A 24,615-nucleotide genomic window follows, 5' to 3' on the forward strand; every position below is an offset into this window, starting at 1 on the left:
GATGATGTCTATGCCTTGTTTAATCGCTCCAACTGTTCCTGAGTTAACCGGATGTCCAAAGAGCCTAAATTCTCTCTAAGTTGTCCAAAACTACTTGCAGCAACCAGCGAAATCGTGGACGGAGTATTTTGCAGTAGCCAAGCCAGGATTACCTGATTCATTGTCCCTTCTGTCTCTGCAGCTACTTCCTTCAAAACTCTCATTCTTGCCTGAACTTCTGGTCCTTCGTACTGCTCGGGAAAAGGTACGTCCTCACGTGTATATGCACCATTAAGTAAAGGTGAATAAGCAAGGATTGAAAAGTCCTCATGGCGCTCACAATATTTTAACAAATCATCATCCGCACTCAGCTGTACGCCAAAATCCGCATCCCTATTCGGACGAAGATATGTATGACGTTGCTGAATGCAGGAGTATGATGTCCAGTTATGGGCTTGACTGATACTTCGAGCCTCTTCTATTCGAGAAACACTATAATTACTACAACCAAGAGCCCTAACCTTCCCCGCCCGAACTAATCCTTCCATAACCTCTAGCGTCTCTTCCAGAGGTATGTCCGCATCGTCAATGTGAGCATAATACAAATCAATATAATCAGTATGAAGACGCCGCAGACTTTCATCGATCGCTTGCTCGATTGCTTTGCGACTTAATCCTTCCTTATGCTCAAATCCACCACCCGGAAAGGTCGGCTTAGCTCCAACCTTTGTTGCTATAGTCATGCGTGACCGGTTACCACGTTCTTTCATCCACTGACCAAGCAGCGATTCACTTTCCCCACCAACGCATCCATCATTCCAGAAGGCGTAATTGTTCGCCGTATCCAAGAAAGATCCGCCTGCGTCCTGATATTGATCTAGTAAACGATAGGACATCTCTTTATTTGTACGTGAGCCGAAGTTTAAACACCCTAGGGCTAATGCACTTACTTTCATACCTGTGGCACCTAATGGCAGTTGTTGCACTGTAACATTCCTCCTCAACAAAAGTGAGTCTGGACTCTGATCATTTCATCCTACTCTTGATGCTGGGCTGCTTCCCATGCCCTATAATATGTAACCTTGTCACGTAGAACACTCAAAGTATCCTGGAGCTCCTTAGCTTGCAAAAGCAGTTTTTGCTCATGTTCCTCCAGCAGTTCCCTTCGCTTACTAATCCCCGCATCCCCTAGACGCATCATATCCGCAAACCGTTGCATCTCAGCAATCGGCATTCCGGTAGAGCGTAATCGCATAAGAAGTATAATCCATTCAAGATCATGCGTATGGTAAGTACGATGTCCGTTTGATGCTCGGCATATGGGTTCCATCAGACCAATCTTTTCATAATATCGAAGGGTGTGTACACTAAGTCCTATTCTAGCTGCAACCTGCTGAATGGATAATTCCGTATCAATCATGAAGAGGCCTCCTCTTTGATTAACTTCATTTTACTAGTTAGAGTTCACTCTAAGTCAACCCTATAAATAATTAACTTAACTCCCAAAGAATATGTCCATGATAGTTCCTACGGTTCCACTTTTCTTCCTTGCAAGAATATCTGGATTGTACACTTCGACGTACCCACAATAATCACATGATACGAATAAATAATGATTGTGTTGCACATCAAAAATTTTACTTAATCCTGTCCCTGTCATTGCTACTTCCTTAACATCGCATTCATTGTGACCACACTTTACACACTTAAATCTTTCCATTATTGCTTGTTCTAAATTTTCCTCGCTATTTGTAGACTCTTCTATTTCTTCAGCATATTCAAAAGTAACATTCCCCTGTTTATCCAGTAAGACTTCATGCTTACATTCAGGGCAAATATTATTCACTATAACTACTTCCTTTGCACACCAAGGGCATTCGTTCATAATTTTTCTTCCTTTCTTAGTTTATATTTAAGATATTCTTCCTCAATATTTTTCGATTCACGAAATGACCCAGCCATAGATAGCTCTTATCTTGGACTGGGTCATGTGTAGTCTATAGATGAAACTTCTCCTTGATGATCACTGCGACTTCCTCGGGACTTAGTTCAGTATTGTTAATTTTAATATAATTTTCCTTATGGATTTCTCCATCATAAGAGTTTAATCTGTATTTTTCCATTGTACTTCTTAAATCATGTTCAGAACGCTCTATATTTCTTTTTGTTGGTTTGTGATTTAATCTGTGTGGGGTTTTGTTACGCTCAAGCCTTTCTTCTAAATTTGCTTCCAGCTCGACAAAGTAAACAACCCCGCCCTTGGATTCAAAAATATCACATATTTTATCAACATAGTCCCAGTCAGCTTTCAAGTCAAACGCCCATACATATGTAAAAATTAATCCCTCTAAATCGCTCTTTGCAACCTCTTCAAATATCTCCCGACGAAATAAACCAACCAATCTTTTTCCCGCAGCTGTACCATAATTAAAAAAGGGAGAAACTAATTCAATAGTCATATGATTATGGAAAAGTTTTAATTCCGTTATTTTCTCTAGCTCATGCCCTACTGTCATCTTACCAACTGCTTGTGGCCCAAAAATGATAATGAATTTCATGTGTCCTCCCTTTTGAATCTTATGTATTTTGATTATTATTTAAACTTTATCGACTTAATTGTATTGTCCATTTTCTTTATACTATTATCGTGATCTTCTGCTAATTCAATGGTCTCAATTAACATCGACATGTCCTTATCGTCTATTATGTAAAATACGATTCTCCCTTTTTCGTTCCCTTCACCAAGCTCTTCGGTTACAAATTTTATAGCCTCCTTGCCTCCTATTTTTGATGTAGTTTCAGTTAAATCCTTACCATCACTAATCTCTCTAAGAGATTCCAATTTTTCAGAAATAATGCTCATATCACCAGGTTTGAAGCCATAGATATTTATAAATGGCCCAGTGTGTCCTTCTAATACAATATATTCATCTTCTGAAACAACTAGCCATGTAATCCCTTGCCCCATTGATTTATCTGTGACCGTCCAGTCTTCTGGAAGTTTAAATTCTATTCCTTGTTTATCGTTTTGATATTTCTGCATACCCTCTAGCGAATTTGACGAACATCCAGATACGAACATTACTAGAACTAGGTATAAGATGAATGCTTCTTTTCTCAGCACATTAATTGCTCCTTCTAGTCTGAATTATCTTCTGCTTTATTAGGTTATTGTCGAAAATGTTTGAATGGGTCCATCCCACCCATCTTCTCTAATTTCTTGAAAATTGTTATTTGTATATCCCTCAATGGTCTTTCTCCAAAATTTCTGAGCAGGTTTGTTCGTTTCAATTTGAGCAACTTTCCAAACTCCATTAAATTTATTGAACAATTCGGCTGCAACATATTGGCCAATCCCCTGATGTCTATATTTCTTCATTACAAAGAATTCAGCTATTGAATAAATTGTACTATTATCCGTAGTTTCGATCTCCCTTACCAAAGCAAATCCAGCCAGTATACCTTCTACACGAATAAAATATGGATGTCTACCGGTCTCGGTCCAATAATGATCGAAATACTTATATTCATATAGACCATTCTCATTGACATCCTCTGGATAATACTCAGTAAAATCGTATTTATATAGTTCAATAAGGTTCCGTAATGTTGATTTTTGATGATACTCGACCGATTGAATAGTTATCATATTTTTGAGCCCTCCATTTACTATAAATGTTTTCTATATCCCTCTACTTGTTCATCCTTAAATCCTAACTTCTCATAAAACACATGGGCTTCTTTTCTTTGTTCCCCCGATACTAAAATGATATAGTAACAATCTCTTTCTTTGGCGATCCTTTCGATTTCTAACATTAGCTTCTTCCCAATTCCCTGTCTTCGAGCACGATTGGACACAATAACATTCTCGATTACCATAAATGGCTTACATTCTCCTACAAAATCATGACAAATGATCCCCATAAGAGTACCAACTAATCCATCCTCATTGAATGCACCAAGAATAATATAATTATCATTGTTCTCTATAGTTTGAAATACCTCTACTAGTTTTGTGTAATTTGTCTTTTCGCTAATTAGCTCATCGAAGAGTTCGCATAGATCTTCTAAATCTTCAGTTTTAATTTGCTGTATAGTAATCATGGTGATCCCACTTTCAATGATTATTTGTTAGGTTTTAGATAAACGTCTGATACCTCATCAATTATAGATAATTTAATCGTTTCTTCGTTTATTTTTCCATTGTTATCTTCCCATATCAATTTAATTTCTGTGTTTTCAATATTTTCACGGCTGATATCCATATCGAACTTAGTTAACTCACTCTCAATTGAGCCTAAATCATCAATGTTTAATAATATACTAATGGATCCACCTTCACTTGTGTATTCATTCGAGTATACGACCTTATTCTCTTCAATGACCTGGAATGTAAAGTATGTTGATTGATCTAGTTGATTGCTTTCTCCTAGGTACACTAATCTGGCTAAACTTCTTTTGATTTTCGTTGTCGTTTTGAGAACCTTATAATCATTAACCTGCCAGTTGTCTCCCTTTCCCTCTAATTCATATAGAACAAAATTATTAGTATCCTTTTGTGATTCAACGACTGGTCTAGAATTCCATAAAAAATAGAGCGTAATTAGGTTTGAACATAATAAAATTATAATAATGTACAGCAACCATTTCCTTTTCATCATAGATCTCCTTTTATAATAGAAAATTCAGTTGTGTTGGGGCATCACTCCCTTAATGCCCTGCCTGTTTTTATTGCAAATGCATAATCTCTTCGCCCATTATCTTCAGCAATAGAACTAGCTTTATCCCAGTCATAATGAATCATTATATGTTCAATACTCCAATTTCCATCCTCAGTCTTATGAGCAATAACGTAATCGGCATAGGGGGAGTTAGATTCCATCACATGCGGAAAAGGTGCCTCGTCATCATAGGCAGGTAACCCTACACTTCCAGAATTCACAATCAACTTACCACTAGGTAAATATATTGTTCTAAATACATGACTGTGACCACAAAAAATGTAATGATGTGGCACTTCCTCAAGTTCCATTGAAAGTTGCTGTTGATTCTTATATTGAACACCCATCTCATTTACTTCTTCTAACAAATACTGTTCATTTGAAAACGGTGTTCCATGACAGAACAGAATGGTTTCAAACTCCCATGTGGTTTTAAATGATCTGATCCACTGCTTGATCTCATCATTGATAAATGGTTTTACAAATTTATATGTAGCAGAATCACTTTCTTCCTTTAAAAGAATCTGATCGCAATTCCCCATAATATTTATAACATCTGTATTATTCATTAATAGACGAGCCGTACCTACTGGATCAATCGGACCGAACAAACTATCTCCTAAATTAACGATTAGTTTAATATCGCGAGCTGAAATATCCTTTAATACAGCCTCTAGTGCAATACTATTACTATGAATATCTGAAATAATTGCGATGGATTGAGTCATAAGTTTTCTCCTTTTCAACTAATGCCAGTTAAATTCTTCTACTACTACAGCCCCTATTAATTTTGAAACGTTACTATTACTCTCTTCGTTACTAATTTTTATAAATAAATCCTCACACCACTTCGTTGCATTCTTTAATGCATAGGTTCCCTTAAATGACTCAAGAAGTAAATGATATTCCTTCTGGTCTTGACCCCAGTAATGCTTCGGCACCATTTCATTTCTAATAATGTAGATTTTTCCTTCGTTCTCAACAGGCCATGTCTTGATACCCTCACCATCAATAAGAAACGCCCTTTCTAAAATGGTTAGTGTCGTGTAACCCATTGGCATCGCCTTATATAATTCGTTGCTATTAAAATCAAAGTCTTCTATGTTATTTGATAAAAAAGATAAACACTTGCTCCTGTTCGATAAATAGGCAAAATATCGTCCCGTTGAATTTTTCGAAAATATATCCTGGTTCGAATTTAGTGGATAGTTGTTGTAAAACGACATATGCTCTCCTTTCAAGCAGCTGTTTTGTATTCACGAAATACCCCAGGCTTTGATAACTATTATCTTAGTCTGGGGCGTTCTCCTTATCTTCTAAATAGCTTTTACCTGTACTTCTTAGTGCTTGTATTATCAACCTTGACTCCTTACGATTCTTAATTATTATGATTTTTGAATCCGATGAATGCTTCTTAAGTTTTTCAATTATTCCAGGTCTCTTATCCCTGCGGAAATTCCAACCATATTTTATAAATTGCCAGTCTAACGACTCTGGACAACCTTCATTTAAATCTGGTCTTGTCTTCCCATGATACTGAACTCTTCTCTTAATTACTCTGTATGTTGTGATCCACGGAGACAAATCAAAGAAAATAATAACATCCGCCGCCTGCATTCGAATTTCAACCGTTCTTCCGTAGTGGCCATCAATGATCCACTCCTCTTTCGTTACTAAACGTGTATTAAAGTTCTCCCATTCTTCATGTGGAGTCTGAATCCAGCCTGGCTTCCAAAAGTAAGCATCTAGATGATACACAGGCAACTTTAATAATTCTCCTATTTCCCGTGAAAATGTTGACTTACCTGAACCACTCGAGCCAATGATCATTATTTTCATATGTATGACCTCTTTAACATTCAACTTGTTTCGTCCCATTCCTACAGCTAGCGTATATCTTTAATGTCCTTCCACTGTACTGCTAATTCTATGAGTGTTTCTTCTCCTATCTTTATTTCTTTCTTTCCAACTATCTGGCCTCCTAAATTAGTATAAAAGTGTACTGCTGGATTACCTTCCAGAACCCACACTTTAAGTGTATGATAATGGCTTCCTATTAAATGTTCTACCATCTCTTTGAATAGTAATTTTCCATACCCACTTCCTTGAAACTCTTTCAATATATATATTGAATAAACCTCTGCGGCCGAATCACAATTACTTTCTCTACAGCGACCACCCTTTACAAATCCTATTATTCTATCCTGATTATCAGCCAATACAAATGTTACTTCATCTATATTAAGATTCTTGAAAGACCTATCCCAGATCTCCTTGCGCCCTTCTACAGTTAAAGTTGATAAAAATGCATCTGAAATTAAACCAGCATATGTGGTTTTCCAAGTCTCAACACTAACATAGGCAAGCCCTTCAATATCACTTGGTTCTGCTCTCCTTAACTTCATCAACATCACCTCAACAATTTAATATTTTATCTACCCACAAATAACATAGGGGCATTCTTCATCTTATATGTATTTAAATATGTCCTCACTATCGGTCGTTACTATTACTTTATTCTTGTATTGGTCTAGCGAAGCAATAAAACTCGGAAGTTTCTTCTCGTTATATCCTTTATTCCATTTCAATAGTTCTCTTAGTCCTTTGAACGTTTCCTTCATTTTTACTTGTTCGAGACCCAACTTTCTCCTAATAAATCTGAAAATAACACGTTTATGTTGAAGCTTCATATTTGGTTGTAATATAAATACCTTATCGGCCCTTTCAATACTCGATTTAATCCACCCCAGATATACCCCTTCAATTATCCATGAATCACAGTCTACTATTTCTTGAAAGCGTTGGTTTCGTAAATCCTCATCGGCTTTAACACCATAACTATACGAGGTATTATCCCAAAATATATCGTCTAAATCATAATGAGGAATGTTTAATTGCTGAGCCAATCTCTCACTTATGTAGGACTTACCACTTCCAGCACCGCCTATTATATGTATTTTCAACCCCATCTGATCACCCCTAACAATATTTGAGTATTTACGAAACGCCCCGCCCATAGATACTCTTATCTTAGGCTGAGGCGTCTTTTGTCTGAAAGCTATCTTTTCCAGTTTTTAATAGGCTTCTCTAATGTGTATAACTCATCATCAATTTGATTCATTTTTTCAGTTATTAGCTTTCTTGAGTCTTCAATTGCCTTGTTATAAATGTGCGGTCCTAATTCTTGTATCATAAAATCAATTAATTGATCCGCCCCTAATTCCCCTATGCTCTCGGATCGTTCTTCTTCAAAATAGGCTTGAATGTTATTAATAATTTCTGCTTTTTGTTCTTTAGCTAATTTGATAGACATGACCATATCGATAACCTCCACTTGGACACTAGAATTTTATCCGTTATCTTCAACTTTTGTTTCTAGTTTAATGAGACCCTTACCAATGACGTTTGCGGATATTGGCTTCTTGCCAACTTCTCTCGCCCATACCGATAATTGTCCCATATGATGGATCTGATGTGCAATCACGTGACGCATAACTTCTCCCCACGCATCTATAGCTACATTTCCATCAGGCTGGGGATCATAACAAGGGCGCTTCTCCATGCTTTCGTTCCATGCTTCAACAAATTCCTCTACCTCAGGCCGAAACTTAAGATCTAGTTCTATAAGTTTATCTAAAGTCTTATAATTCTCAAAATCTTCTTGGAAGTCTGGCTTTCCTTGTAATATACGGATCCAACTCCATTCAACATCAATAATGTGAAATAGAGTTTGCAATATGCTACCCACACCACCGGTTCGTTCACGAATCAACTCATCATACATTACATCTTCACACCATTGATACCATTGTTCTCTTACCGTCCAGTTATAACGGAAAAATGTTTGCATGTAAGTCCTCCTTCGTTTTACTAAAAGTGTATACCTCTGAGAGCCAAGGAGATACTACTTTACTAATGTTAATACTATATCTATATCTCTTACCGAATCATAGGGTCCTATACGATCTTTACATCCCTCGATAATATATAATGTGGTTTCTGTATCTTCTTCTTTAACTATGTTCTTACATGTTGTCTTCTTAATTCCAACATCTCCACCGAAAGCGTCTCTAGTATTGTCACTTGAATAATAAATTGTATCTTCGTCTGTACTTAAGTCATATAGAATTGCATCACCTTCATCAGTATAAGTAGCAATTCTTAATGTTGCCTTCTCATTATTATTGTGGCTTGATATGAAATCATCCATTTTTTCCGTATTCCTTTGACCCGAAGGACCCACGATAATGTCACCATTCTTCTCTGCTTGTTCTAAAGTAAAATCTAGAGGTGTTTGAACTTCGTTATTTACTTTGTTATTAGAACATCCAACAGCAAGTAACAGGCTTAGTAATAAAATATACTTTTTCATCTAGTTCACCCTCCGATATATTCTCGTTCTGCTCATCTATAATATCTTATTACCCACTGCAATCCATCGACCATCAACGTCTTCAAATACAAATTCATTATTGTAATAATCAGTAGTTGATAATGGGCGCACGATCTTAACACCTAGATTTATAAACTCATGTTCTATTTCTTGTTGTTCAGTTGCGATAAAGTAAGCGTCATAACCATATCCATGACTTACTCTATTGGGTACAAATATATCTTGCTTAGACTGTGTTAGAATAATCTCTATTGAATCCCGATATAAACATACATGTGGCTCTATCGAATCTAGATAATAGACAGCTCTGAACCCCAATCTCTCATAATATTCTGCTGTTCTGTTAATATTGATCGTCGGAAAGATTTGTAGGCAGTGTGAGAACCCATTATTCATACGCTATGCACCTTCTTTTATAATGATCGTTTATGCTTCGCTACTTCTTCGATCTCCATTCATCTAACGTTATGTATTTTCCAGTTGAACTATCATAGATCAAGACATCTTCTAGTTCATATTCAACCGCAAATTTATGCCAAATATGAATCGTTTCTGATCCAGTTCTCTCTCCAACTTCTACTATATAGTATTCACTCTCCCAATCAGTACTTTTAAGAAAGATTGCCTCTGGATTTTCATAAATATAAAAATCGTAATCTGGATTAATCCCTTGCTTCATTAATTTATACTCTTCTACTTCAGGAACTTCTTCTATTAAATAATCAAAGTCAACATTATCATTTCCACTTGTATCTGTCGTATCGAATGGCACAATTCCAAGTGAAGTTGCCTTCTCTTCAATATGCATGGATCCGTCACTATACATCTTGCTTTTAGGTTCTAGATTACTTGAAACTGAAGGTGGTGGTGCGAAAACGGGACTTGAACTTGAACAACCCATGGTGAAAAATAAAAGTAAAAAGGGAATCATCCTGTGGAGTCGCATTTTATTGTTCTCCTTCTATTGAGGATTTCAGGCACACTGCTGTAATTAACCTTGCCATAATCTCTTGGTTTCCCTCAATACTTCCCCATCGAATTCCATTCTGTAAATATCGGGCTTCGAAGTTTTAAATAAAAAATCCAGATCGTACTGACTGTCGAAGTACCCCATCATTAATGTCATAACTGCCCCATGAGTTCCTAGTACAACTTTCTGACCTTTATATTCCCTTAGAATTTGCTTCAAGGTAGTTATAGATCGTTTCTGACAAGTCGTAATAGACTCCCCTCCAGGCAACGAGAAGCCTGGGTCAGCAAACATCTTTCTTACTGCTGGGTACACTTCTTTATCATCCAATATCTTATCATCGCTTGAGAAGTCTATTTCTCTAAGATCTTCAAATACTACTATTTCTTTACCTAATGAATGGGCTAAATTCTCTATAGTTAAACTTGCCCTACTATACGGACTTGAAACGAACGTATTTATTCCCTCATCTTTTAATAATTCAGCTATTATATGGGCATCCGTCTTACCCTTGTCAGTTAGCCCTCGTGTTCTCTCGTTCCCCTCCGTTTTAAGTGATTCTCCGTGCCTTACCATATAAATATAAGTGTTCATAAATACCTCCATATAATTGTTGGTGTCCCTGGTTAACTTTCTACTAGTTCCTTAAATCCATTACGACTCCACAACCATAAGGGAGTATGGAGATCAATTAACGACAATTCCGTGTTAGTTAAAAGATCCTTCCAAACTTTATTTACTTTACTTTGAATATTACTGTCATTTATATCTCTTTCTTCTACTAAACCTAAACGTACTGTCGATTGAATTACATGGGTGTCAGGGGCAATTGACAATGCCTCTTTTCCAGACAATTTAGCACCCGTATAGTTACTAATAACATATAGCCAATAGTTACAGATCTTTGGACCACTCAGGTACGGAAAATGCTGTTTATGCGACTTTTGGATATACTCAAGAATATTCGGGATATACCAATCGCACTCAATAAATAAATTTCGGATATCACCCTCAAAGTGAGTATGTATAGTTTGGCATAATGTTCTCCAAGTAGCGCAATGCTTATTTGGCTGCAGCGCTAGCTTATGTTTCAATAGTAGTTCTCTCAATTCATTCTCATCTATTGATGCTACATAACTAGGATTAAATATTCCAACAGTTTCTTTATCGTTAAAGGATTTTTGTGCTGAATCCCATAGTGTGTATGAATTACGTTGATAGTTAAGTGCCATCGATAAAGTGAAATATAAGTAATTGGTTGCAGAATCCCTGTCTAAACCTGGATTAGCGTCCTCAGGCATCACTTTCCCGCCCAATAGCCCAGCCAAATACATTTTTCTTAAGAGTCTAACTTTATGTATAGTTTCTTTACCGTCTAATTGATTTGCTAGCATTATTTTTCTCCTATAACGTATCGCCATTTTCCATCTTCTTCTATCGTTACTTTCCTAAATCCTAAACTTTGCAGCAATTCTTTCATTTCATCACTTGTTTTATAACCTTCCATATGATAATTAATTTTATATATTTCAGCAGCAATTAAGAGTTTCCCATTTGTATTCATCACTCTGTACACTTCTTTTACATCATTTTTAAGATCGGGCCAATAATAATGGGTCTGAACTGCTGTAATGATATCAAAATAATTATCTTCGAAGGGTAATTTTGATACTTCTCCTACAACTATTTCAACCTTCCCAGACTGCACATCTTTAGAATTTCTTTCAATTGATAAATTTACGGATGTCTCCGAATAATCAACCCCAATTATCTTATATTGGTGTTCATTTTGGACATTTCACGTATGGTTTCCCCTCCACCACAACCGATATCCAATAGGATGTAACCTTCTTTTATACTCAACTTATTTAAGGCAATCTTTGTTCTACTCATGTGAGCTTTGTTCATGATATTTAACATGATTTTGCCTATTCTTTTATTGGGATTCTTCGATTGTTCGATCAATGATTCTAAAATACTCATGCGCTAAGCTCCTCCCATATTTTTTTATATTGCTTAGTTTCATCGTTAGTCCAATAATCCAATTCAATTTTCTTTACTCCACTAGTTCGTGTAATGTAAATGATTTAAACACTTTTCCCGCAGATAAAAAATTAACTTTCTCACTACCTTCATACACTCGTGAATCCGCTTTGTCACCAATTAAAACTGTCTTTGCCCAATTGAATAATATCAATTCTCTTTGGGTTTCATCACGGGGTAGGAAATCTTTCTTTAGTTGAATCCCGAACGTAAATTCATCACGATTCTCATCCGTTATGTCATATGGATCCATCTCATTTCCTTCCTTATCAAAATATCCAACAGTATAATCCAACTCATCTTTGGTCATATCATATTTAAGTTCTAGATTGTATTTATTAACTTCAATTAACTCTTGGAAAAATGCTTGTGTATAGAAATAGACTGAAAAAATATCGGTATGTTGATGATAGTAATTACCTTTAAATGATTCTTTTATTAATCCATTCTCCGTAGGAGTATATATAACTAAGGCATGGTCTTCGTAATTTTGGTCAATTGTTCTGGGTTGCTTAATAAGTGTTTCTTCAATTACTAAGTGTTTCTTGTCCATGTATCGGGGTGTATACGTGCTAATTATTCTCGTTCCGACTTTGGAGGGTAACAGAACGATTAAATCCATACTCTCCTCAGACTTAGTATCAAACGTGTATCGCTCCATAATTTCTCCACCCAAGCGAGATGATTCACTTCTTATCCAATCCTCTATCTCTTGAAGAGAGTTGCCCACTTCGAACTCGTATAATCTGTACGTAGCATCGATATCAGAATGACTAAGATCCCGCTTTAATTGATATTCTGAAGGTACAATAAAATCATTGAATGTTACGTCCGTAGTCTCAATTCCGATTGGTTGTTTGAGTTCATTAGTGGAGTTGGTGGCATTTGGCGAGATAGGTTCGTCTTTTGAATTCAACCCACCCGAGCATCCCATAAGTACTAGAAGCAACGATAAGACTACGATAGCTTTCATAGAATTATCCCAGAAGTAGTCTTATTGTTATTCAAAATAGATTCAAATTCTTGTATAAGTATTGAGTAAACAAACGAATCCTGCCAATTATTCTTGGATCTAACATGTTCTCTTAAATGGCCTTCCTTCTTCATTCCGATCTTCTCCATTACTCTTGCTGAGCTGGTATTCTGTGGTCTACACGTCGCATAAATTCTATGAAGTCCCATTTGGTTGAAGCCAAACTTTAACAGTCCATTTGCAACCTCTGTAGCAAACCCGTCTCCCCAATATTCCTTAGAAAAACAGTACCCAATCTCAGCATTGCTCCCCTCAATGTTTAAGCAACAGTTACCAATTAGTTCATTAGTAGTTTTGATAGTTATTGCTAACTCATGCTTTTCTCTAGGTTTTATATACTGAGCTAAAATAGAGCTATTAATATAATCCCTCGTTTGGTCTTCTGAGTTGGGGCCCCACAATGTATATTTTGTTACCTCTTCATCGGAACAGTAACTATGAACCTTCGACCAATCCTCCTCCTTAAAATCACTTATAAAAAGCCTGTCGGTTTCTATAATCATATTCTAGATCTTCCTTTCAAGGTAATTGGCAAAGATCTTTCCCACAACAACGTTCACATATTCACGAAATAACCCAGCCTTAGATAGCTTTTATCTTAGACTGGGTCATTTGTCGAGTCGACTGGACTTATTCCATTATTATACATATCGCAATATGAATTAGTAATTCAAAAAATTATAAAGATTCACACAACCATAAGCCAGACATACCACTGCAAGTATCCTTACTACAAGTTTATTACTTATTAGTTTCTTTAGGTACTCTGGTTTAAATAGAGAATAGACCCCAATTCCAATAAATACAATAAATTCAATAAGGTAATATAATCGTTCTCCCATAGACAGCACTCCCCACTTTGTACACACGGATAATATGTATGATGGATATAAGATGACAGTTTGGTTTTGTATACTTATCCATCTGCCAACCACCTTCACCTACAAATTATCCACCTAAAGCTACTGCGATTATTCCACCAAGTATTACTAGTAAGATAAATGGTAATATAAACGTTAACAAAGCCTTCCAAGCAGAAAACCGATGAGCTTCCCCAAGGCATTTTAAGAAAATAAAAACACTCCAAATGCCTATAATAAACTCAATTATTCCAAAAATTAAAAAAATGATGAGTAAACCAATACTACTATCCATCCTTGGAGTTTCTGAAGTAAAGTTTTCTTTGCCAAACAAGATAAGGGATGGGATCCAAGTCACCAGTGTTATTACACTAGGGATGTACGCGTAAGCTAATGACAAACGAACATCTCGATATGAACCAGTTCCACCTAACAACTTACCTACCCAGTAAAATAATCCCCCGATTACAAAATAGTAAATAATTGCTCCTATAATCGTTGCGAATGTTAGTGATAAAAGTAGAGACCATAATGATGTTGAATCACCTGAATTCTTTAGGACTGATTGATTCAAACCGTAGATAAACCCTCCTACTAGCAAGAGTAAAATGACCTGATCTACATTGTTTGGTTCATTAAGAATACGCCTCATCGTCTCTCTGGGTCTGATCCAAATCTTAAGCCAAATATTCCATCGATCATTTCCATTACTTCCATTAGCATCATGGAGTCTTTGTTCGTCTTTTAACAATTCCATGATTTCCTCCTTATTTACTTAAAATATGGGTTATTTTCCCTACCTTTGTCATTCCATTATTATACATCCCGAAACCCCAAAGGGAATAGCCCCGATGAATTCGAAACGATTTGTAGTATAATGATTATTACTATTTAGGGTGGAAACAGGAAAAGAGGGAACCGATGCCTACTATACTAGTTGCTGACGACGATGCGAACATTCGTGAACTCGTCTGTTTGTTTCTACGCAACGATGGATTCGAAATTGCCGAGGCCGCGGATGGTAAAGAAGCACTAGCCATTTACGCCTCAACGCATGTCGATCTTGTCGTACTCGATATTATGATGCCTATTATGGATGGCTGGACATTATGCAAGGAGCTCCGAAAAGCCAATCCTGATCTTCCGATACTTATGCTGACTGCGAGAGGCGAAACATGGGAGAAAGTGAAAGGCTTCGAACTTGGGACGGACGATTATTTGACGAAACCATTCGATCCGTTAGAGTTAACGGTTCGTGTTAGGGCGTTACTGAAACGATACCGGATTGGTTCCACGCAGACGATCCAGATCGGCAACGTCATTCTTGATCGGCAGACATATAAGGTGACGAGAGGGACGGAATCACTCACTTTGCCGCTCAAAGAGTTCGAATTGCTATATAAGCTCGCTGGAACACCCGGACAAGTCTATACACGCGAGCAGTTGATCGATCAAATTTGGGGGATCGATTATGCTGGAGATGATCGAACCATAGACGTACATATTAAACGCGTGCGCGAACGGTTCGCAAATACACCCGATTTCCGTATCGAAACGGTACGCGGGCTTGGGTACCGGCTTGAGGTATACGAATGATCAGATCCTTATATATACGTGTTGTCTTGACATTTCTAGTCTCGGTCATCGCGGGTACGATCATTTCTTTCTATGTGTCAACTTGGATATTTGAAGGAAAATTGAACGAAAACGCTCAAATCAACTTACGTAACTTTGGCCAAGACATTGTCCAGATTTATAAGATCCTTCCGTTAAGTGAAGCGGACTCGTTCGTAAGTGGAATGAAGCAGCTCAATTCTTATCATATTCGAATTTACGAAGCAACGGGCCAGTTCCAGTCTTACGGAAAACCTAACGGACAGAAACCTAGCAATGTGACGATGGAGCAACTACAGAAAGTATTAGACGGAGGAGTTGTTCAAGACTCTCCGAGAGGTATTGCTACGGTCCTCTTAGGGTTGCCGTTGAAAACGGAAATGGGAACGAAAGCGATGTTTCTGGAGATGCTCTCCCCACCTTCCGCCTCTTTTGTCATAAGGTGGGCAATAATCTTTGCAACCTGTTCGTTGATTACAGGAAGCTTATTGATTCTGGTTGCCTCTATATTCTTGGTAACGCCGATCAAAAAACTGACAAAAGCGACTAGGCAGATAGCAGCTGGAGACTTCAACGTCAAGCTGAATATTAAGCAAACGGGTGAGTTGGGTACTTTGGCCCGCAGCTTCGAAGAAATGATGCACGATTTGCAGCAACTTGAGCAGATGCGCAGGGAATTCGTAACGAACGTGTCGCACGAGGTTCAGTCTCCGCTTACTTCGATATCCGGTTATGCTCTAGCGCTTAAGAAAGTTGACCTCTCAGATTACGAACGAAGCCGTTATCTTGATATTATCATCGCTGAAGCGAAGAGGATGTCCAAAATGAGCGATAGCCTGCTAAAGCTGAGTTTGCTTGAATCGCAGTCACAGCAACTTCGGCTCTTCACACTCAGCCTTGATGAACAAATAAGGCGGGTACTCGTGGCGCTCCAGCCGCAATGGTCTGCTCGCAACATACATTTCGAGCTTGATTTACAGACCGTTAAAGTAACCGCTGATCATGACCTGTTAAATCAGGTATGGACGAATATCCTCGGCAATAGCATCAAATTTTCCGAAGATGGCGGCGTAATTAACGTAAGCATCAAACAAGATATCAAAAATGTGACAGTCCGAATATCTGACACTGGCATTGGTATTCCCCTTGAGTATCAGAAGCGTATATTTGAGCGTTTTTTTAAGGCCGATCGTTCCCACAGTCGTAAGTATGACGGTAGTGGTATGGGACTCGCCATCGTTAAACAGATCGTATCGCTCCATCAAGGTGACATCCGAGTGGAAAGTGAGCTTGGTCAAGGAACAACCTTCATTATCGCCTTGCCAATCACTACGCCAACTGATTAGTTAGTTTCACCGGGTATCCATCAGATTGACTAAACCGCGTTCTCCATGCTACTGCGGCCACATGCAAACTTCCTTGTATGTGGGCCGCAGTTTTTTTACTTGTTCATATTCAGTTCATATTGACGTCATGGGGAGTACATTTTCTTCGTATAAGCTTTCTTAGCGGCTCGTTAAGGCAGCCCAATAAAGAGATGAGGGACAGGAGAAGATGAACATGAAATCACAAGAAGAGGTAACGAAAAAGAGGATTCGTAAGCCGCTGCGCATTTTACTCAAAACCTTAGGAGCTATAGCCGTTGCCATCGTGCTTTTTCTAGCCATTGTATTTATCGTGAATGTGTTCGCCACGAATTCGGAGCAAGAAAAAATAGAGTCCTACGGTCAGCACGTATCTGTAGACGGGAAAAATATGAATGTGTTAATTCAAGGCGAAGGCGAGGAGACGATCGTACTCCTGCCTGGTTTTGGAACGGCTACACCAGCGCTTGATTTTAAGCTGCTCATCGATCAATTATCGCCATTCTATAAAGTTGTCGCGGTTGAGCCTTTCGGCTATGGGTTAAGTGATGAAACGGAAAAAGAACGAACCACGGAGAATATCGTAAGTGAAGTTCATGAAGCGCTACAGCAGCTTAATATTAAACGATACATGTTCATGGGCCATTCCATTGCAGGTATTTACGGAATTGATTATGTGAACAAATATCCAAACGAGGTGACTGCATTTGTCGGAATCGACAGCAGTGTTCCAACACAACCGGGTATGGATGTCAATTTCCCATTAAAAAAATTAGAATTCCTCAAAAAATCAGGTCTCTTAAGATTGATGATGAAACTAGGTGCAGACCCGTATACAGGACTGGCATTTGATGAAAAAACCGTAGAACAAATGAAAATGATTTCATTTAAAAACATGAATAATGACACAACCTTGAATGAAATGGATCATATCTCCTCTAATTTCAAAGGGGCTCAAGGCTTAACATTCCCGAAAGACCTTCCACTTCTACTCTTTGTACAAGCGGATAATCAAGGTGTAGCAGGATGGATACCTCTGCATGAAGGGCAGATCAAAGACTCGGTACATGGAAAAGTAATAACCATGGATGGATCCCATTATTTACACCATACCAAATTCAAAGAAATCGCTGAAAACGTGAGAACATTTATGAAAGTAGCAAAGTAAAAATGTGATATAGAAAACCGTCCTTTGGGCGGTTTTTCGCTGTGCATAGGATGACGCGGCCTTTTTTTTGCTTGTTCATACTCGGTTCATATTGTTGTCACGGGGAGTACATCTTCATTGGTTACACTTTCATTCGTAGGCCTCTTGTAGGCTAGCCCAATAAACAGATTTATGAACAGGAGAAGATGCGAATGGTACACCAAGCGGAATTGAAAACGAGGAATCGAACGAGATCCAATAAAGTACGAAACATGTTTCTTAAAGTTATCGGAGCAATATTGATCGCTATCGTGCTTTTTCTTGCTATTGTTTATACCGTTAATATTTTATGTAATAAATCAGAATCAAAAAGATTAGAGTCCTATGGTCACCACGTATCTGTAGATGGTAAAAATATGAATGTTCTGATCCAAGGAACAGGCGAAGAAACCGTCGTACTCCTACCTGGTCTTGCAACAGCGGCACCCGCACTGGATTTTAAGCCGCTAATCGAAAAACTATCCCCCTTTTATAAAGTCGTCGTTGTCGAGCCTTTTGGATATGGATTAAGTGATGTAACCGAAAAGGAACGGACCACAGAGAATATTGTCGGTGAAATTCACGATGCCTTACAAGGTCTTAACATTGAACGTTATATTCTCATGGGACACTCCATTTCAGGGGTTTACGGACTCGACTATGTGAATAAATACGAAAACGAGGTTATTGCATTTGTCGGGCTCGATAGCAGTGTTCCGACGCTAACGGAGAAGGTTGAATCGTCCCAGCTCGAAATGGTTAAATGGCTCAAAAAATTAGGTCTCTCCAGATTAGCCATGAAATTGGGTACGGACCCATTAGCTGCACTTCCCTATGATGATGGAACGAAAGAACAAATGAGAATTCTTATGCACAAAAACATGTTTAATGCGAACATAATAAATGAAGTTGAACATATGTATTCTAATTTTAATGCAGCTGAGAGCATATCATTCCCCAAAAATCTTCCTATTATTTTCTTTATCCAAGCGAATCATCCAGTAACGGATCGATGGGTACCGGAGCATGAAGCGCAAGTAAAAAATTCTGTACATGGAAAAGTGATGCGGTTTGAAGCAGATCATTATATACATCGTACCAAAGCCAAAGAAATCGTAGAGAACTTCAGAGCGTTTATGAAAGAAATAAAATAAGTGTACTAGGCCAGTTCATATTCCGTTCATATTGACGTCATGGGGAGTACATCTTCGGCGTATATGCTTCTCTTAACGGCTTCTTATTCAAGGCAGCCCAATATAGAGAAGAATGACAGGAGAAGATGAACATGAAACCAAAAGAAGAGGTAACGAAAAAGAGGATGCGTAAGCCGCTGCGCATTTTACTCAAAACCTTAGGAGCTATAGCCGTTGCCATCGTGCTTTTTCTAGCCATTGTATTTATCGTGAATGTGTTCGCCACAAAATCGGAGCAAGGGAAAATAGAGCCCTACGGCCAGCACGTATCTGTAGACGGGAAAAATATGAATGTGTTAATTCAAGGCGAAGGTAAGGAAACGATCGTGCTTCTGCCTGGTTATGGAACAGCTGCACCAGCGCTTGATTTTAAGCTGCTCATCGATCAATTATCTCCATTCTACAAAGTTGTTGCAGTTGAACCTTTCGGTTATGGATTAAGTGATGGAACTGAAAAAGAACGAACCACAGAGAATATCGTAAGTGAAGTTCATGAAGCGCTACAGCAGCTTAACATTAACCGATACATGCTCATGGGCCACTCCATTGCAGGCATCTACGGCATTGATTATGTGAACAAATATCCAAACGAGGTGACTGCATTTGTCGGAATCGATAGCAGTGTTCCAACACAACCGGGTATGGATGTTAAATTCCCATTAAAAACCTTTGCATTTCTTAAAAAATCAGGTCTCCAAAGATTGGCGGTCAAATTTGGTGGTGACCCCTACGCTGAACTCGCATTTGATGATCACACCGTAGAGCAGATGAAAATGCAGTCGAATAAAAACTCGAATAGTTCCACGATGTTGAATGAGATGGACCATATTTCTTCCAATTTCAAAGGGGCTCAGGGCTTAACATTCCCTAAAGACCTTCCGCTTCTACTCTTTGTACAAGCAGATAATCAAGGTGTAAAAGGATGGATACCTCTGCATGAAGGGCAGATCAAAGACTCGATACATGGAAAAGTAATAACCATGGATGGATCCCATTATTTGCACCATACCAAATTCAAAGAAATCGCTGAGGACGTTAGATCATTTATGAAAGAAGCAAAATAAGTGTACGGAGTAAGTTTCATCCACGATTTTCCAGACGCTAATAAGCGATATGTAAAGCCGTCCTTTGGGACGGTTTTACACAGTTTGTCCAATTCGGCCGGCTTGTCCAATTCGGCCGGCGTCCTGCCGCATACTTTATTTCCCAGGTCTTAACCGCTCACGCTTGAATTAGGATATTCCATTGATGAAAGAGAGGGTTACATATGAGATTATTTGAAATACTTTTAGTTCTATCCTGTTTCGCTTTACTCGTAGATTTATTGTTTATTAAAAGAAGTGCAAAGAAAACAGGATTGGGTTTGGGTATAGGAAGTAGCGTTATATTAGTAGTTCAATTGTTTGTTGAAGGATACAGATGGCAGTTGCTTTTGGTATATATCATGACGGTTCTATTCATACTCATCGTTTTATTCAGACATTCCAAAAAGATGGTGAATCTAAAAATAGGGAAGCTGTTGAAATATAGTTTATCTTCCCTCATCATCATTCTCATTGTTGTATCTACCAGCTTATCTATAGTCTTGCCTGTCTTTGATTTGCCAAAGCCTGAGGGTCCAGAGAAAGTGGGTACTCAAACATTTCATTTTACGGATCAGAACAGAGATGAAGTCTTAACTGAAGATAAAGGCGATAAGCGGGAGCTAATGGTTCAAATTTGGTATCCTACTGAAAATAGGAATAACAACAAGCGTGAAGCTCTTTTTCCAAAAGATAAAGAAATGTTCAAAAAGTATATTCAGACATACTCTAATTCTTTAAACCTTCCCGATTTTGTGTTCGATTACTGGAAGTACAGTAGAACCAACTCTTATGAAAATGTAGAAATATTACCTTCTACAAGTCCTTATCCCTTGGTACTGCTATCTCATGGCATGGGAACCAGTAAAGTTCTACATGCATCACAAGCCGAGAATCTTGCCAGTCATGGGTTTATCGTGGTCACAATCGATCATACGTATAGCACCTTTGCTACCATTTTTCCCAATGGCAGTGTAACGGGCTATAAAACAAAGAATACAACACTAGATGATCGTAAAAGAGTTGGAAATATATGGACACAAGACGTAGAGTTTGTAATCAATCAATTTGAAAAGCTAAATTCAGGTGCAATCGAAAGTCAATTTAAAGGGAAAATAGATTTAAATAACGTAGGCGTGATGGGGCATTCTTTTGGGGGTGCAACGGCGTTTAATGCAACTTATTTAGATCATAGAATCAAGGCCGGGATTAATATGGATGGGTCACTATTTGAAGTGGAAAATAGAGATGTTATAAACAAGCCGTTTATGTTCATAAGATCGGGAAGTTTTAAAGACTGGTTAGTAGATTTTAAAAATGATAAAAATTCGGATAACGAAATAATTAAACAACTTTCAGATGAGCTGCACATTTTTAAAAATGTTATCAATCAGGGGGGAAGTGCGATTTATGTAGAAGGAACCCAACACTTTAATTTCACGGACCTTCAATTCTATTCTGAGTTGATTAAACTGACTGGGATAACAGGAGATATAAATGGTAAAAGAGGATCAAGCATCGTAAATCAATATGTACTCGGTTTCTTTAATAAGCAACTGAAAGGAACGGGTGGAAATCTTATTCAGGGGCCGAACGACATGTATCCAGAGGTGAAATTTATAAGTCCGGGTGACCTTTGATGATGAAACAAAATAAGATCCCTCCACTATTTTGAATATGTATAAGTGATACAAAAACCGTCCAATGGTATTATCCCCTTCAAGTAGACACTCAAAAAAAACCTTATGTTATCATGAGGAACGAGTGAAACTTGGAGGGGATATTTTTTATGGCTAAGAAAGGTCAAGTGTTTCAAACGTACACGGAAGATTTCAAGATAGTAGCTGTACGAGAGTATCTGGAGGGGACGAATAGTTATAAGATAGTAGCGGAAATGTTAGGGATCAGGAACTGCACCCAACTTAAAGTATGGGTTAAAAAATACCGAGATGGAGAAGTATTCGATTCTCGCAAGGGCTCACCTAATCCCATAAAAGGGCGTTCACGTACATCGTTTGCCAGCATTGAAGAAGAACGGGATTACTTAAAAGCGCAGGTAGACTATTTAAAAAAGCGGTATCCAAATCTAATAAAGGAGAGAATTTGAGAACACAGGACAAATACCAAGCTATTGAGGAACTGCGTGTCCTACACGGGGTTACTCTTCTATTAGCCATTGCTGGGCTACCTAGGGCCAGTTATTATAAGTGGCGATCTACACGTTCACGACGGGTTGAAATACGCGCACGGGATCATGAAATGAAAGAGCATATGTTAGCCATTCACTTGGCGCATCCCTATTTCGGGTACCCCCGAATGCGGACAGCTCTGTGGGAAGCAGGCTATCTCGTCAATCATAAAAAAGTATGGCGACTCATGAAAGAATTGTCGATCCAATCGGTAATCCGAAAGAAACGAAACCGATCTAACTACACACCTTCTGTGATATATCCTAACCGACTCAAGCGTCAGTTTCATGCTACCTCGCCTCAACAGAAACTCGTCACCGATATTACGTATATCTCAGATGGCACGCGTTTTTATTATTTGTCTGCAATTCAGGATCTCTTCAATAATGAGATTGTCGCTTGGCATATTTCGGACCGTAACGATGTAAATCTGGTCCTGGACACGGTTACGCAGTGGACACGAAAAAGAGACGTTTCAGAAGCCGTACTCCATTCGGATCAAGGCTTCCAATATACGTCTCAGGCATACAACACACGATTAGAGGCATTCGGCGTTAAAGGCAGCCACTCTCGCAAAGCAACCTGCCTAGATAACGCATGCATCGAATCCTTTTTTTCGCATCTCAAGACTGAGAAGTTGTACCTTCACCAGTGTAAATCAGAAGCAGAGATCCATCAAGCCGTCGAAGAGTATATCTACTTTTATAATTACCAGAGGTTTCAGCGTAAACTCAAACAGCGCGCGCCGATTGAGTATCGGCACGCACTGGCTGCTTAGTTTTTTTCATCTGTCTACTTGACAGGGGTATGACCACCAAAAGGACGGTTTTTTCACTGTTTGATTGTAAGAATCCCTAAGAGCTAAGATCTCATCACAATTGTTTCTTCATCGTACTTATAGTCTTAACATCTACTACTTCCCATTTGAAGATTGATTTCTTCACTAATGTAAAAGATAAATGCCCTACGTATATATTCTCAAGCTGATTGTTGCTACTATATTGAAACACTTCAAATGTCGCGATTAATTGTTCTTCATCTTTGTTTTTGTAGGTTCTTCTTATGTCTATTCTAGGTTTATCTAATTCATTATGATCAGAGAATGCAAACATTTCTTTTATTGAATCCACCTGTTCATTACTCAGCTCCCCCTTAATATCCCCCCGATCAACCTTCTCTATTAATGTACTCACAGTTCTTATTGTTACATTTTCAGATAAATTACTATAAACAAAAATACTACCTATTATAACGATCATAATACCTATAAATATAAACAGTTTTGTCTTCTTCATTATTCCTCCGATCGGATTTAACAGCCACACCAACAGTGTTAGTAGTACGTCTACTTCTTACCTGTAATAATCGTTTCATATTTACTTTCCGTTTCCTGTATTGATTGAATTTGAAAACCAGTTAATTGGAAAAGACGAACATATTCTTCTATTCCAGCTGGGTAAAGCTTTATCTTTCTATCACCACACTCAATCCACTCATCGTCATTACTAACAGATAAAACAAACGTCCCCTCATCCTTAAGTGCATTGTAAATGTTACTTAACGCCTTCTTCTTATCCTCTATGTGCAAAAAATGTCAGTACGCAGTATGCTAGATCAAATGTGTTCGGACGATTGTAATTAATTATATCCGTCATCACTAGTTCAATGTTAGAAAACGAACTTAGATTAGATCTAGCCCTGTTAATCGTCTTTGGTGATATATCAATTCCTACAAGAAATTCACAGCCCATGCTTAATACGGTCTTTGCATCTCTTCCCGTTCCAACTCCAATTTCTAAAACTATTTTATTCTCAGGATTTAATTCATTGAAAAAAGACGGTCCATCCCACCTGTTCATATACGCTTGTAGTTGTGGAGGATCTTGTATAGGATCATTACCCTCATCAATGAGTAATTCATAATGTTCGAGAACACTTACAATCTTCATATAAGTACATCCTCCTTTTTGCCTAAAAAAGCCCCACCT

Annotated in this window: 35 protein-coding genes; 7 read left to right on the top strand and 28 right to left on the bottom strand. The window is 38.1% G+C overall.

The window, feature by feature from the left end; genetic code table 11:
• Positions 1-8 precede the first annotated feature (8 nt).
• The 25 genes from NST85_RS20420 to NST85_RS20540 form a co-directional block, all read right to left on the bottom strand.
• Complete coding sequence (locus NST85_RS20420; RefSeq protein WP_211350172.1) at positions 9-965, bottom strand: aldo/keto reductase; 957 nt, start codon at positions 963-965, stop codon at positions 9-11.
• Between the two features lie 50 nt (positions 966-1,015).
• The gene (locus NST85_RS20425; RefSeq protein WP_211350174.1) at positions 1,016-1,399 is read right to left on the bottom strand and encodes a MerR family transcriptional regulator; all 384 of its coding nucleotides are present in this window, start codon (positions 1,397-1,399) and stop codon (positions 1,016-1,018) included.
• A 75-nt stretch (positions 1,400-1,474) separates the two neighbouring features.
• Entirely contained in the window at positions 1,475-1,864 is a 390-nt protein-coding gene (locus NST85_RS20430; protein ID WP_127193387.1) for a zinc ribbon domain-containing protein, read from the bottom strand.
• A gap of 112 nt (positions 1,865-1,976) precedes the next feature.
• Positions 1,977-2,537, bottom strand: a complete 561-nt coding sequence (locus NST85_RS20435; RefSeq protein ID WP_127193388.1) for an AAA family ATPase — start codon at positions 2,535-2,537, stop codon at positions 1,977-1,979.
• Between the two features lie 35 nt (positions 2,538-2,572).
• A complete protein-coding gene (locus NST85_RS20440) occupies positions 2,573-3,103 on the bottom strand; it encodes a hypothetical protein (protein WP_341190231.1) in 531 nt (176 codons plus the stop codon).
• Positions 3,104-3,142: 39 nt separating this feature from the next.
• A complete protein-coding gene (locus NST85_RS20445) occupies positions 3,143-3,628 on the bottom strand; it encodes a GNAT family N-acetyltransferase (RefSeq protein ID WP_127193390.1) in 486 nt (161 codons plus the stop codon).
• 20 nt (positions 3,629-3,648) lie between these two features.
• Entirely contained in the window at positions 3,649-4,083 is a 435-nt protein-coding gene (locus tag NST85_RS20450) for a GNAT family N-acetyltransferase (protein WP_341190232.1), read from the bottom strand.
• A gap of 20 nt (positions 4,084-4,103) precedes the next feature.
• Positions 4,104-4,637, bottom strand: a complete 534-nt coding sequence (locus NST85_RS20455; protein WP_148125751.1) for a hypothetical protein — start codon at positions 4,635-4,637, stop codon at positions 4,104-4,106.
• Between the two features lie 44 nt (positions 4,638-4,681).
• A complete protein-coding gene (locus NST85_RS20460; RefSeq protein ID WP_127193393.1) occupies positions 4,682-5,428 on the bottom strand; it encodes a metallophosphoesterase family protein in 747 nt (248 codons plus the stop codon).
• Positions 5,429-5,446: 18 nt separating this feature from the next.
• A complete protein-coding gene (locus tag NST85_RS20465) occupies positions 5,447-5,761 on the bottom strand; it encodes a hypothetical protein (protein ID WP_341190233.1) in 315 nt (104 codons plus the stop codon).
• 229 nt (positions 5,762-5,990) lie between these two features.
• A complete protein-coding gene (locus NST85_RS20470) occupies positions 5,991-6,539 on the bottom strand; it encodes a DNA topology modulation protein (RefSeq protein ID WP_127193395.1) in 549 nt (182 codons plus the stop codon).
• A gap of 47 nt (positions 6,540-6,586) precedes the next feature.
• The gene (locus NST85_RS20475; RefSeq protein ID WP_127193396.1) at positions 6,587-7,105 is read right to left on the bottom strand and encodes a GNAT family N-acetyltransferase; all 519 of its coding nucleotides are present in this window, start codon (positions 7,103-7,105) and stop codon (positions 6,587-6,589) included.
• Between the two features lie 63 nt (positions 7,106-7,168).
• Positions 7,169-7,669 (bottom strand): DNA topology modulation protein FlaR, encoded by a 501-nt coding sequence (locus NST85_RS20480; RefSeq protein WP_127193397.1) that lies wholly within the window; start codon positions 7,667-7,669, stop codon positions 7,169-7,171.
• Between the two features lie 89 nt (positions 7,670-7,758).
• A complete protein-coding gene (locus tag NST85_RS20485; RefSeq protein WP_341190234.1) occupies positions 7,759-8,013 on the bottom strand; it encodes a DUF2164 domain-containing protein in 255 nt (84 codons plus the stop codon).
• Between the two features lie 36 nt (positions 8,014-8,049).
• The gene (locus NST85_RS20490) at positions 8,050-8,550 is read right to left on the bottom strand and encodes a DinB family protein (protein ID WP_127193399.1); all 501 of its coding nucleotides are present in this window, start codon (positions 8,548-8,550) and stop codon (positions 8,050-8,052) included.
• Between the two features lie 54 nt (positions 8,551-8,604).
• Entirely contained in the window at positions 8,605-9,072 is a 468-nt protein-coding gene (locus tag NST85_RS20495; RefSeq protein ID WP_341190235.1) for a DUF4362 domain-containing protein, read from the bottom strand.
• Positions 9,073-9,108: 36 nt separating this feature from the next.
• On the bottom strand, positions 9,109-9,489 hold the full coding sequence (locus NST85_RS20500) for a glyoxalase (RefSeq protein ID WP_127193401.1): 381 nt from the start codon (positions 9,487-9,489) through the stop codon (positions 9,109-9,111).
• A gap of 40 nt (positions 9,490-9,529) precedes the next feature.
• Positions 9,530-10,039: a hypothetical protein gene (locus NST85_RS20505; RefSeq protein ID WP_127193402.1), complete on the bottom strand. Its 510-nt coding sequence runs from the start codon at positions 10,037-10,039 to the stop codon at positions 9,530-9,532.
• A gap of 45 nt (positions 10,040-10,084) precedes the next feature.
• Entirely contained in the window at positions 10,085-10,657 is a 573-nt protein-coding gene (locus tag NST85_RS20510; RefSeq protein ID WP_341190236.1) for a histidine phosphatase family protein, read from the bottom strand.
• A 32-nt stretch (positions 10,658-10,689) separates the two neighbouring features.
• On the bottom strand, positions 10,690-11,457 hold the full coding sequence (locus NST85_RS20515) for a hypothetical protein (protein WP_341190237.1): 768 nt from the start codon (positions 11,455-11,457) through the stop codon (positions 10,690-10,692).
• Positions 11,457-11,834, bottom strand: coding sequence for a class I SAM-dependent methyltransferase (locus tag NST85_RS20520; RefSeq protein ID WP_341191142.1), 378 nt, complete (start codon positions 11,832-11,834; stop codon positions 11,457-11,459). The genes NST85_RS20515 and NST85_RS20520 overlap by 1 nt, the downstream gene beginning before the upstream one ends.
• Positions 11,831-12,046, bottom strand: a complete 216-nt coding sequence (locus NST85_RS20525) for a class I SAM-dependent methyltransferase (RefSeq protein WP_341190238.1) — start codon at positions 12,044-12,046, stop codon at positions 11,831-11,833. The genes NST85_RS20520 and NST85_RS20525 overlap by 4 nt, the downstream gene beginning before the upstream one ends.
• Positions 12,047-12,119: 73 nt before the next feature.
• A complete protein-coding gene (locus tag NST85_RS20530) occupies positions 12,120-13,079 on the bottom strand; it encodes a hypothetical protein (protein WP_341190239.1) in 960 nt (319 codons plus the stop codon).
• Complete coding sequence (locus NST85_RS20535; protein ID WP_127193407.1) at positions 13,076-13,642, bottom strand: GNAT family N-acetyltransferase; 567 nt, start codon at positions 13,640-13,642, stop codon at positions 13,076-13,078. The genes NST85_RS20530 and NST85_RS20535 overlap by 4 nt, the downstream gene beginning before the upstream one ends.
• A 445-nt stretch (positions 13,643-14,087) precedes the next feature.
• On the bottom strand, positions 14,088-14,756 hold the full coding sequence (locus tag NST85_RS20540) for a Yip1 family protein (protein ID WP_341190240.1): 669 nt from the start codon (positions 14,754-14,756) through the stop codon (positions 14,088-14,090).
• A 164-nt stretch (positions 14,757-14,920) separates the two neighbouring features.
• Here NST85_RS20540 and NST85_RS20545 point away from each other — a divergent pair, with 164 nt between their 5' ends.
• The 7 genes from NST85_RS20545 (at position 14,921) to NST85_RS20575 (ending at position 23,405) form a co-directional block, all read left to right on the top strand.
• On the top strand, positions 14,921-15,595 hold the full coding sequence (locus tag NST85_RS20545) for a response regulator transcription factor (protein WP_127193409.1): 675 nt from the start codon (positions 14,921-14,923) through the stop codon (positions 15,593-15,595).
• Positions 15,592-16,959: a sensor histidine kinase gene (locus NST85_RS20550; protein ID WP_127193410.1), complete on the top strand. Its 1,368-nt coding sequence runs from the start codon at positions 15,592-15,594 to the stop codon at positions 16,957-16,959. Before NST85_RS20545 ends, NST85_RS20550 begins: the two co-directional genes overlap by 4 nt.
• 214 nt (positions 16,960-17,173) lie before the next feature.
• A complete protein-coding gene (locus tag NST85_RS20555) occupies positions 17,174-18,145 on the top strand; it encodes an alpha/beta hydrolase (RefSeq protein ID WP_127193411.1) in 972 nt (323 codons plus the stop codon).
• A 191-nt stretch (positions 18,146-18,336) separates the two neighbouring features.
• Positions 18,337-19,317 carry an alpha/beta fold hydrolase gene (locus tag NST85_RS20560; RefSeq protein ID WP_341190241.1) on the top strand — a complete coding sequence of 327 codons (981 nt, stop codon included), beginning with the start codon at positions 18,337-18,339 and terminating at the stop codon, positions 19,315-19,317.
• A gap of 131 nt (positions 19,318-19,448) precedes the next feature.
• Positions 19,449-20,420, top strand: coding sequence for an alpha/beta fold hydrolase (locus NST85_RS20565; RefSeq protein WP_445671161.1), 972 nt, complete (start codon positions 19,449-19,451; stop codon positions 20,418-20,420).
• A gap of 203 nt (positions 20,421-20,623) precedes the next feature.
• Positions 20,624-22,078 carry an alpha/beta hydrolase family protein gene (locus NST85_RS20570; protein WP_127193413.1) on the top strand — a complete coding sequence of 485 codons (1,455 nt, stop codon included), beginning with the start codon at positions 20,624-20,626 and terminating at the stop codon, positions 22,076-22,078.
• Between the two features lie 149 nt (positions 22,079-22,227).
• Positions 22,228-23,405, top strand: a protein-coding gene (locus NST85_RS20575) for an IS3 family transposase (protein ID WP_445671152.1) whose coding sequence is annotated in 2 segments (ribosomal slippage) — positions 22,228-22,516 and positions 22,516-23,405 — 1,179 coding nt in all. Because the reading frame shifts where the segments join, the coding sequence is not laid out codon by codon here.
• Positions 23,406-23,499: 94 nt separating this feature from the next.
• On the opposite strand, the gene NST85_RS20580 is transcribed toward NST85_RS20575, so the two are convergent.
• The 3 genes from NST85_RS20580 to NST85_RS20590 all read right to left on the bottom strand — a co-directional run bounded on the left by NST85_RS20580 (position 23,500) and on the right by NST85_RS20590 (position 24,576).
• Entirely contained in the window at positions 23,500-23,820 is a 321-nt protein-coding gene (locus tag NST85_RS20580) for a hypothetical protein (RefSeq protein WP_341190243.1), read from the bottom strand.
• 152 nt (positions 23,821-23,972) lie between these two features.
• Positions 23,973-24,215: a hypothetical protein gene (locus NST85_RS20585; protein ID WP_341190244.1), complete on the bottom strand. Its 243-nt coding sequence runs from the start codon at positions 24,213-24,215 to the stop codon at positions 23,973-23,975.
• Positions 24,199-24,576 (bottom strand): class I SAM-dependent methyltransferase, encoded by a 378-nt coding sequence (locus tag NST85_RS20590; protein ID WP_341190245.1) that lies wholly within the window; start codon positions 24,574-24,576, stop codon positions 24,199-24,201. The genes NST85_RS20585 and NST85_RS20590 overlap by 17 nt, the downstream gene beginning before the upstream one ends.
• Positions 24,577-24,615 lie beyond the last annotated feature (39 nt).

Origin of the sequence: Paenibacillus sp. FSL K6-2524 (genome assembly GCF_038005525.1) — a bacterium.
Lineage (GTDB): Bacteria > Bacillota > Bacilli > Paenibacillales > Paenibacillaceae > Fontibacillus > Fontibacillus anaericanus.

Excerpts from the sequence above, each read along its gene's own strand:
- NST85_RS20590 (WP_341190245.1), bottom strand. The coding sequence starts at position 24,576 with ATGAAGATTGTAAGTGTTCTCGAACATTATGAATTACTCATTGATGAG.
- NST85_RS20565 (WP_445671161.1), top strand. The coding sequence starts at position 19,449 with ATGAAACCAAAAGAAGAGGTAACGAAAAAGAGGATGCGTAAGCCGCTG.
- NST85_RS20535 (WP_127193407.1), bottom strand. The coding sequence starts at position 13,642 with ATGATTATAGAAACCGACAGGCTTTTTATAAGTGATTTTAAGGAGGAG.
- NST85_RS20450 (WP_341190232.1), bottom strand. The coding sequence starts at position 4,083 with ATGATTACTATACAGCAAATTAAAACTGAAGATTTAGAAGATCTATGC.
- NST85_RS20495 (WP_341190235.1), bottom strand. The coding sequence starts at position 9,072 with ATGAAAAAGTATATTTTATTACTAAGCCTGTTACTTGCTGTTGGATGT.
- NST85_RS20540 (WP_341190240.1), bottom strand. The coding sequence starts at position 14,756 with ATGGAATTGTTAAAAGACGAACAAAGACTCCATGATGCTAATGGAAGT.
- NST85_RS20490 (WP_127193399.1), bottom strand. The coding sequence starts at position 8,550 with ATGCAAACATTTTTCCGTTATAACTGGACGGTAAGAGAACAATGGTAT.
- NST85_RS20560 (WP_341190241.1), top strand. The coding sequence starts at position 18,337 with ATGGTACACCAAGCGGAATTGAAAACGAGGAATCGAACGAGATCCAAT.
- NST85_RS20470 (WP_127193395.1), bottom strand. The coding sequence starts at position 6,539 with ATGAAAATAATGATCATTGGCTCGAGTGGTTCAGGTAAGTCAACATTT.
- NST85_RS20510 (WP_341190236.1), bottom strand. The coding sequence starts at position 10,657 with ATGAACACTTATATTTATATGGTAAGGCACGGAGAATCACTTAAAACG.
- NST85_RS20445 (WP_127193390.1), bottom strand. The coding sequence starts at position 3,628 with ATGATAACTATTCAATCGGTCGAGTATCATCAAAAATCAACATTACGG.
- NST85_RS20435 (WP_127193388.1), bottom strand. The coding sequence starts at position 2,537 with ATGAAATTCATTATCATTTTTGGGCCACAAGCAGTTGGTAAGATGACA.
- NST85_RS20465 (WP_341190233.1), bottom strand. The coding sequence starts at position 5,761 with ATGCCAATGGGTTACACGACACTAACCATTTTAGAAAGGGCGTTTCTT.
- NST85_RS20515 (WP_341190237.1), bottom strand. The coding sequence starts at position 11,457 with ATGCTAGCAAATCAATTAGACGGTAAAGAAACTATACATAAAGTTAGA.
- NST85_RS20460 (WP_127193393.1), bottom strand. The coding sequence starts at position 5,428 with ATGACTCAATCCATCGCAATTATTTCAGATATTCATAGTAATAGTATT.
- NST85_RS20500 (WP_127193401.1), bottom strand. The coding sequence starts at position 9,489 with ATGAATAATGGGTTCTCACACTGCCTACAAATCTTTCCGACGATCAAT.
- NST85_RS20485 (WP_341190234.1), bottom strand. The coding sequence starts at position 8,013 with ATGTCTATCAAATTAGCTAAAGAACAAAAAGCAGAAATTATTAATAAC.
- NST85_RS20480 (WP_127193397.1), bottom strand. The coding sequence starts at position 7,669 with ATGGGGTTGAAAATACATATAATAGGCGGTGCTGGAAGTGGTAAGTCC.
- NST85_RS20430 (WP_127193387.1), bottom strand. The coding sequence starts at position 1,864 with ATGAACGAATGCCCTTGGTGTGCAAAGGAAGTAGTTATAGTGAATAAT.
- NST85_RS20475 (WP_127193396.1), bottom strand. The coding sequence starts at position 7,105 with ATGAAGTTAAGGAGAGCAGAACCAAGTGATATTGAAGGGCTTGCCTAT.
- NST85_RS20425 (WP_211350174.1), bottom strand. The coding sequence starts at position 1,399 with ATGATTGATACGGAATTATCCATTCAGCAGGTTGCAGCTAGAATAGGA.
- NST85_RS20455 (WP_148125751.1), bottom strand. The coding sequence starts at position 4,637 with ATGAAAAGGAAATGGTTGCTGTACATTATTATAATTTTATTATGTTCA.
- NST85_RS20550 (WP_127193410.1), top strand. The coding sequence starts at position 15,592 with ATGATCAGATCCTTATATATACGTGTTGTCTTGACATTTCTAGTCTCG.
- NST85_RS20570 (WP_127193413.1), top strand. The coding sequence starts at position 20,624 with ATGAGATTATTTGAAATACTTTTAGTTCTATCCTGTTTCGCTTTACTC.
- NST85_RS20545 (WP_127193409.1), top strand. The coding sequence starts at position 14,921 with ATGCCTACTATACTAGTTGCTGACGACGATGCGAACATTCGTGAACTC.
- NST85_RS20505 (WP_127193402.1), bottom strand. The coding sequence starts at position 10,039 with ATGCGACTCCACAGGATGATTCCCTTTTTACTTTTATTTTTCACCATG.
- NST85_RS20530 (WP_341190239.1), bottom strand. The coding sequence starts at position 13,079 with ATGAAAGCTATCGTAGTCTTATCGTTGCTTCTAGTACTTATGGGATGC.
- NST85_RS20525 (WP_341190238.1), bottom strand. The coding sequence starts at position 12,046 with ATGAGTATTTTAGAATCATTGATCGAACAATCGAAGAATCCCAATAAA.
- NST85_RS20555 (WP_127193411.1), top strand. The coding sequence starts at position 17,174 with ATGAAATCACAAGAAGAGGTAACGAAAAAGAGGATTCGTAAGCCGCTG.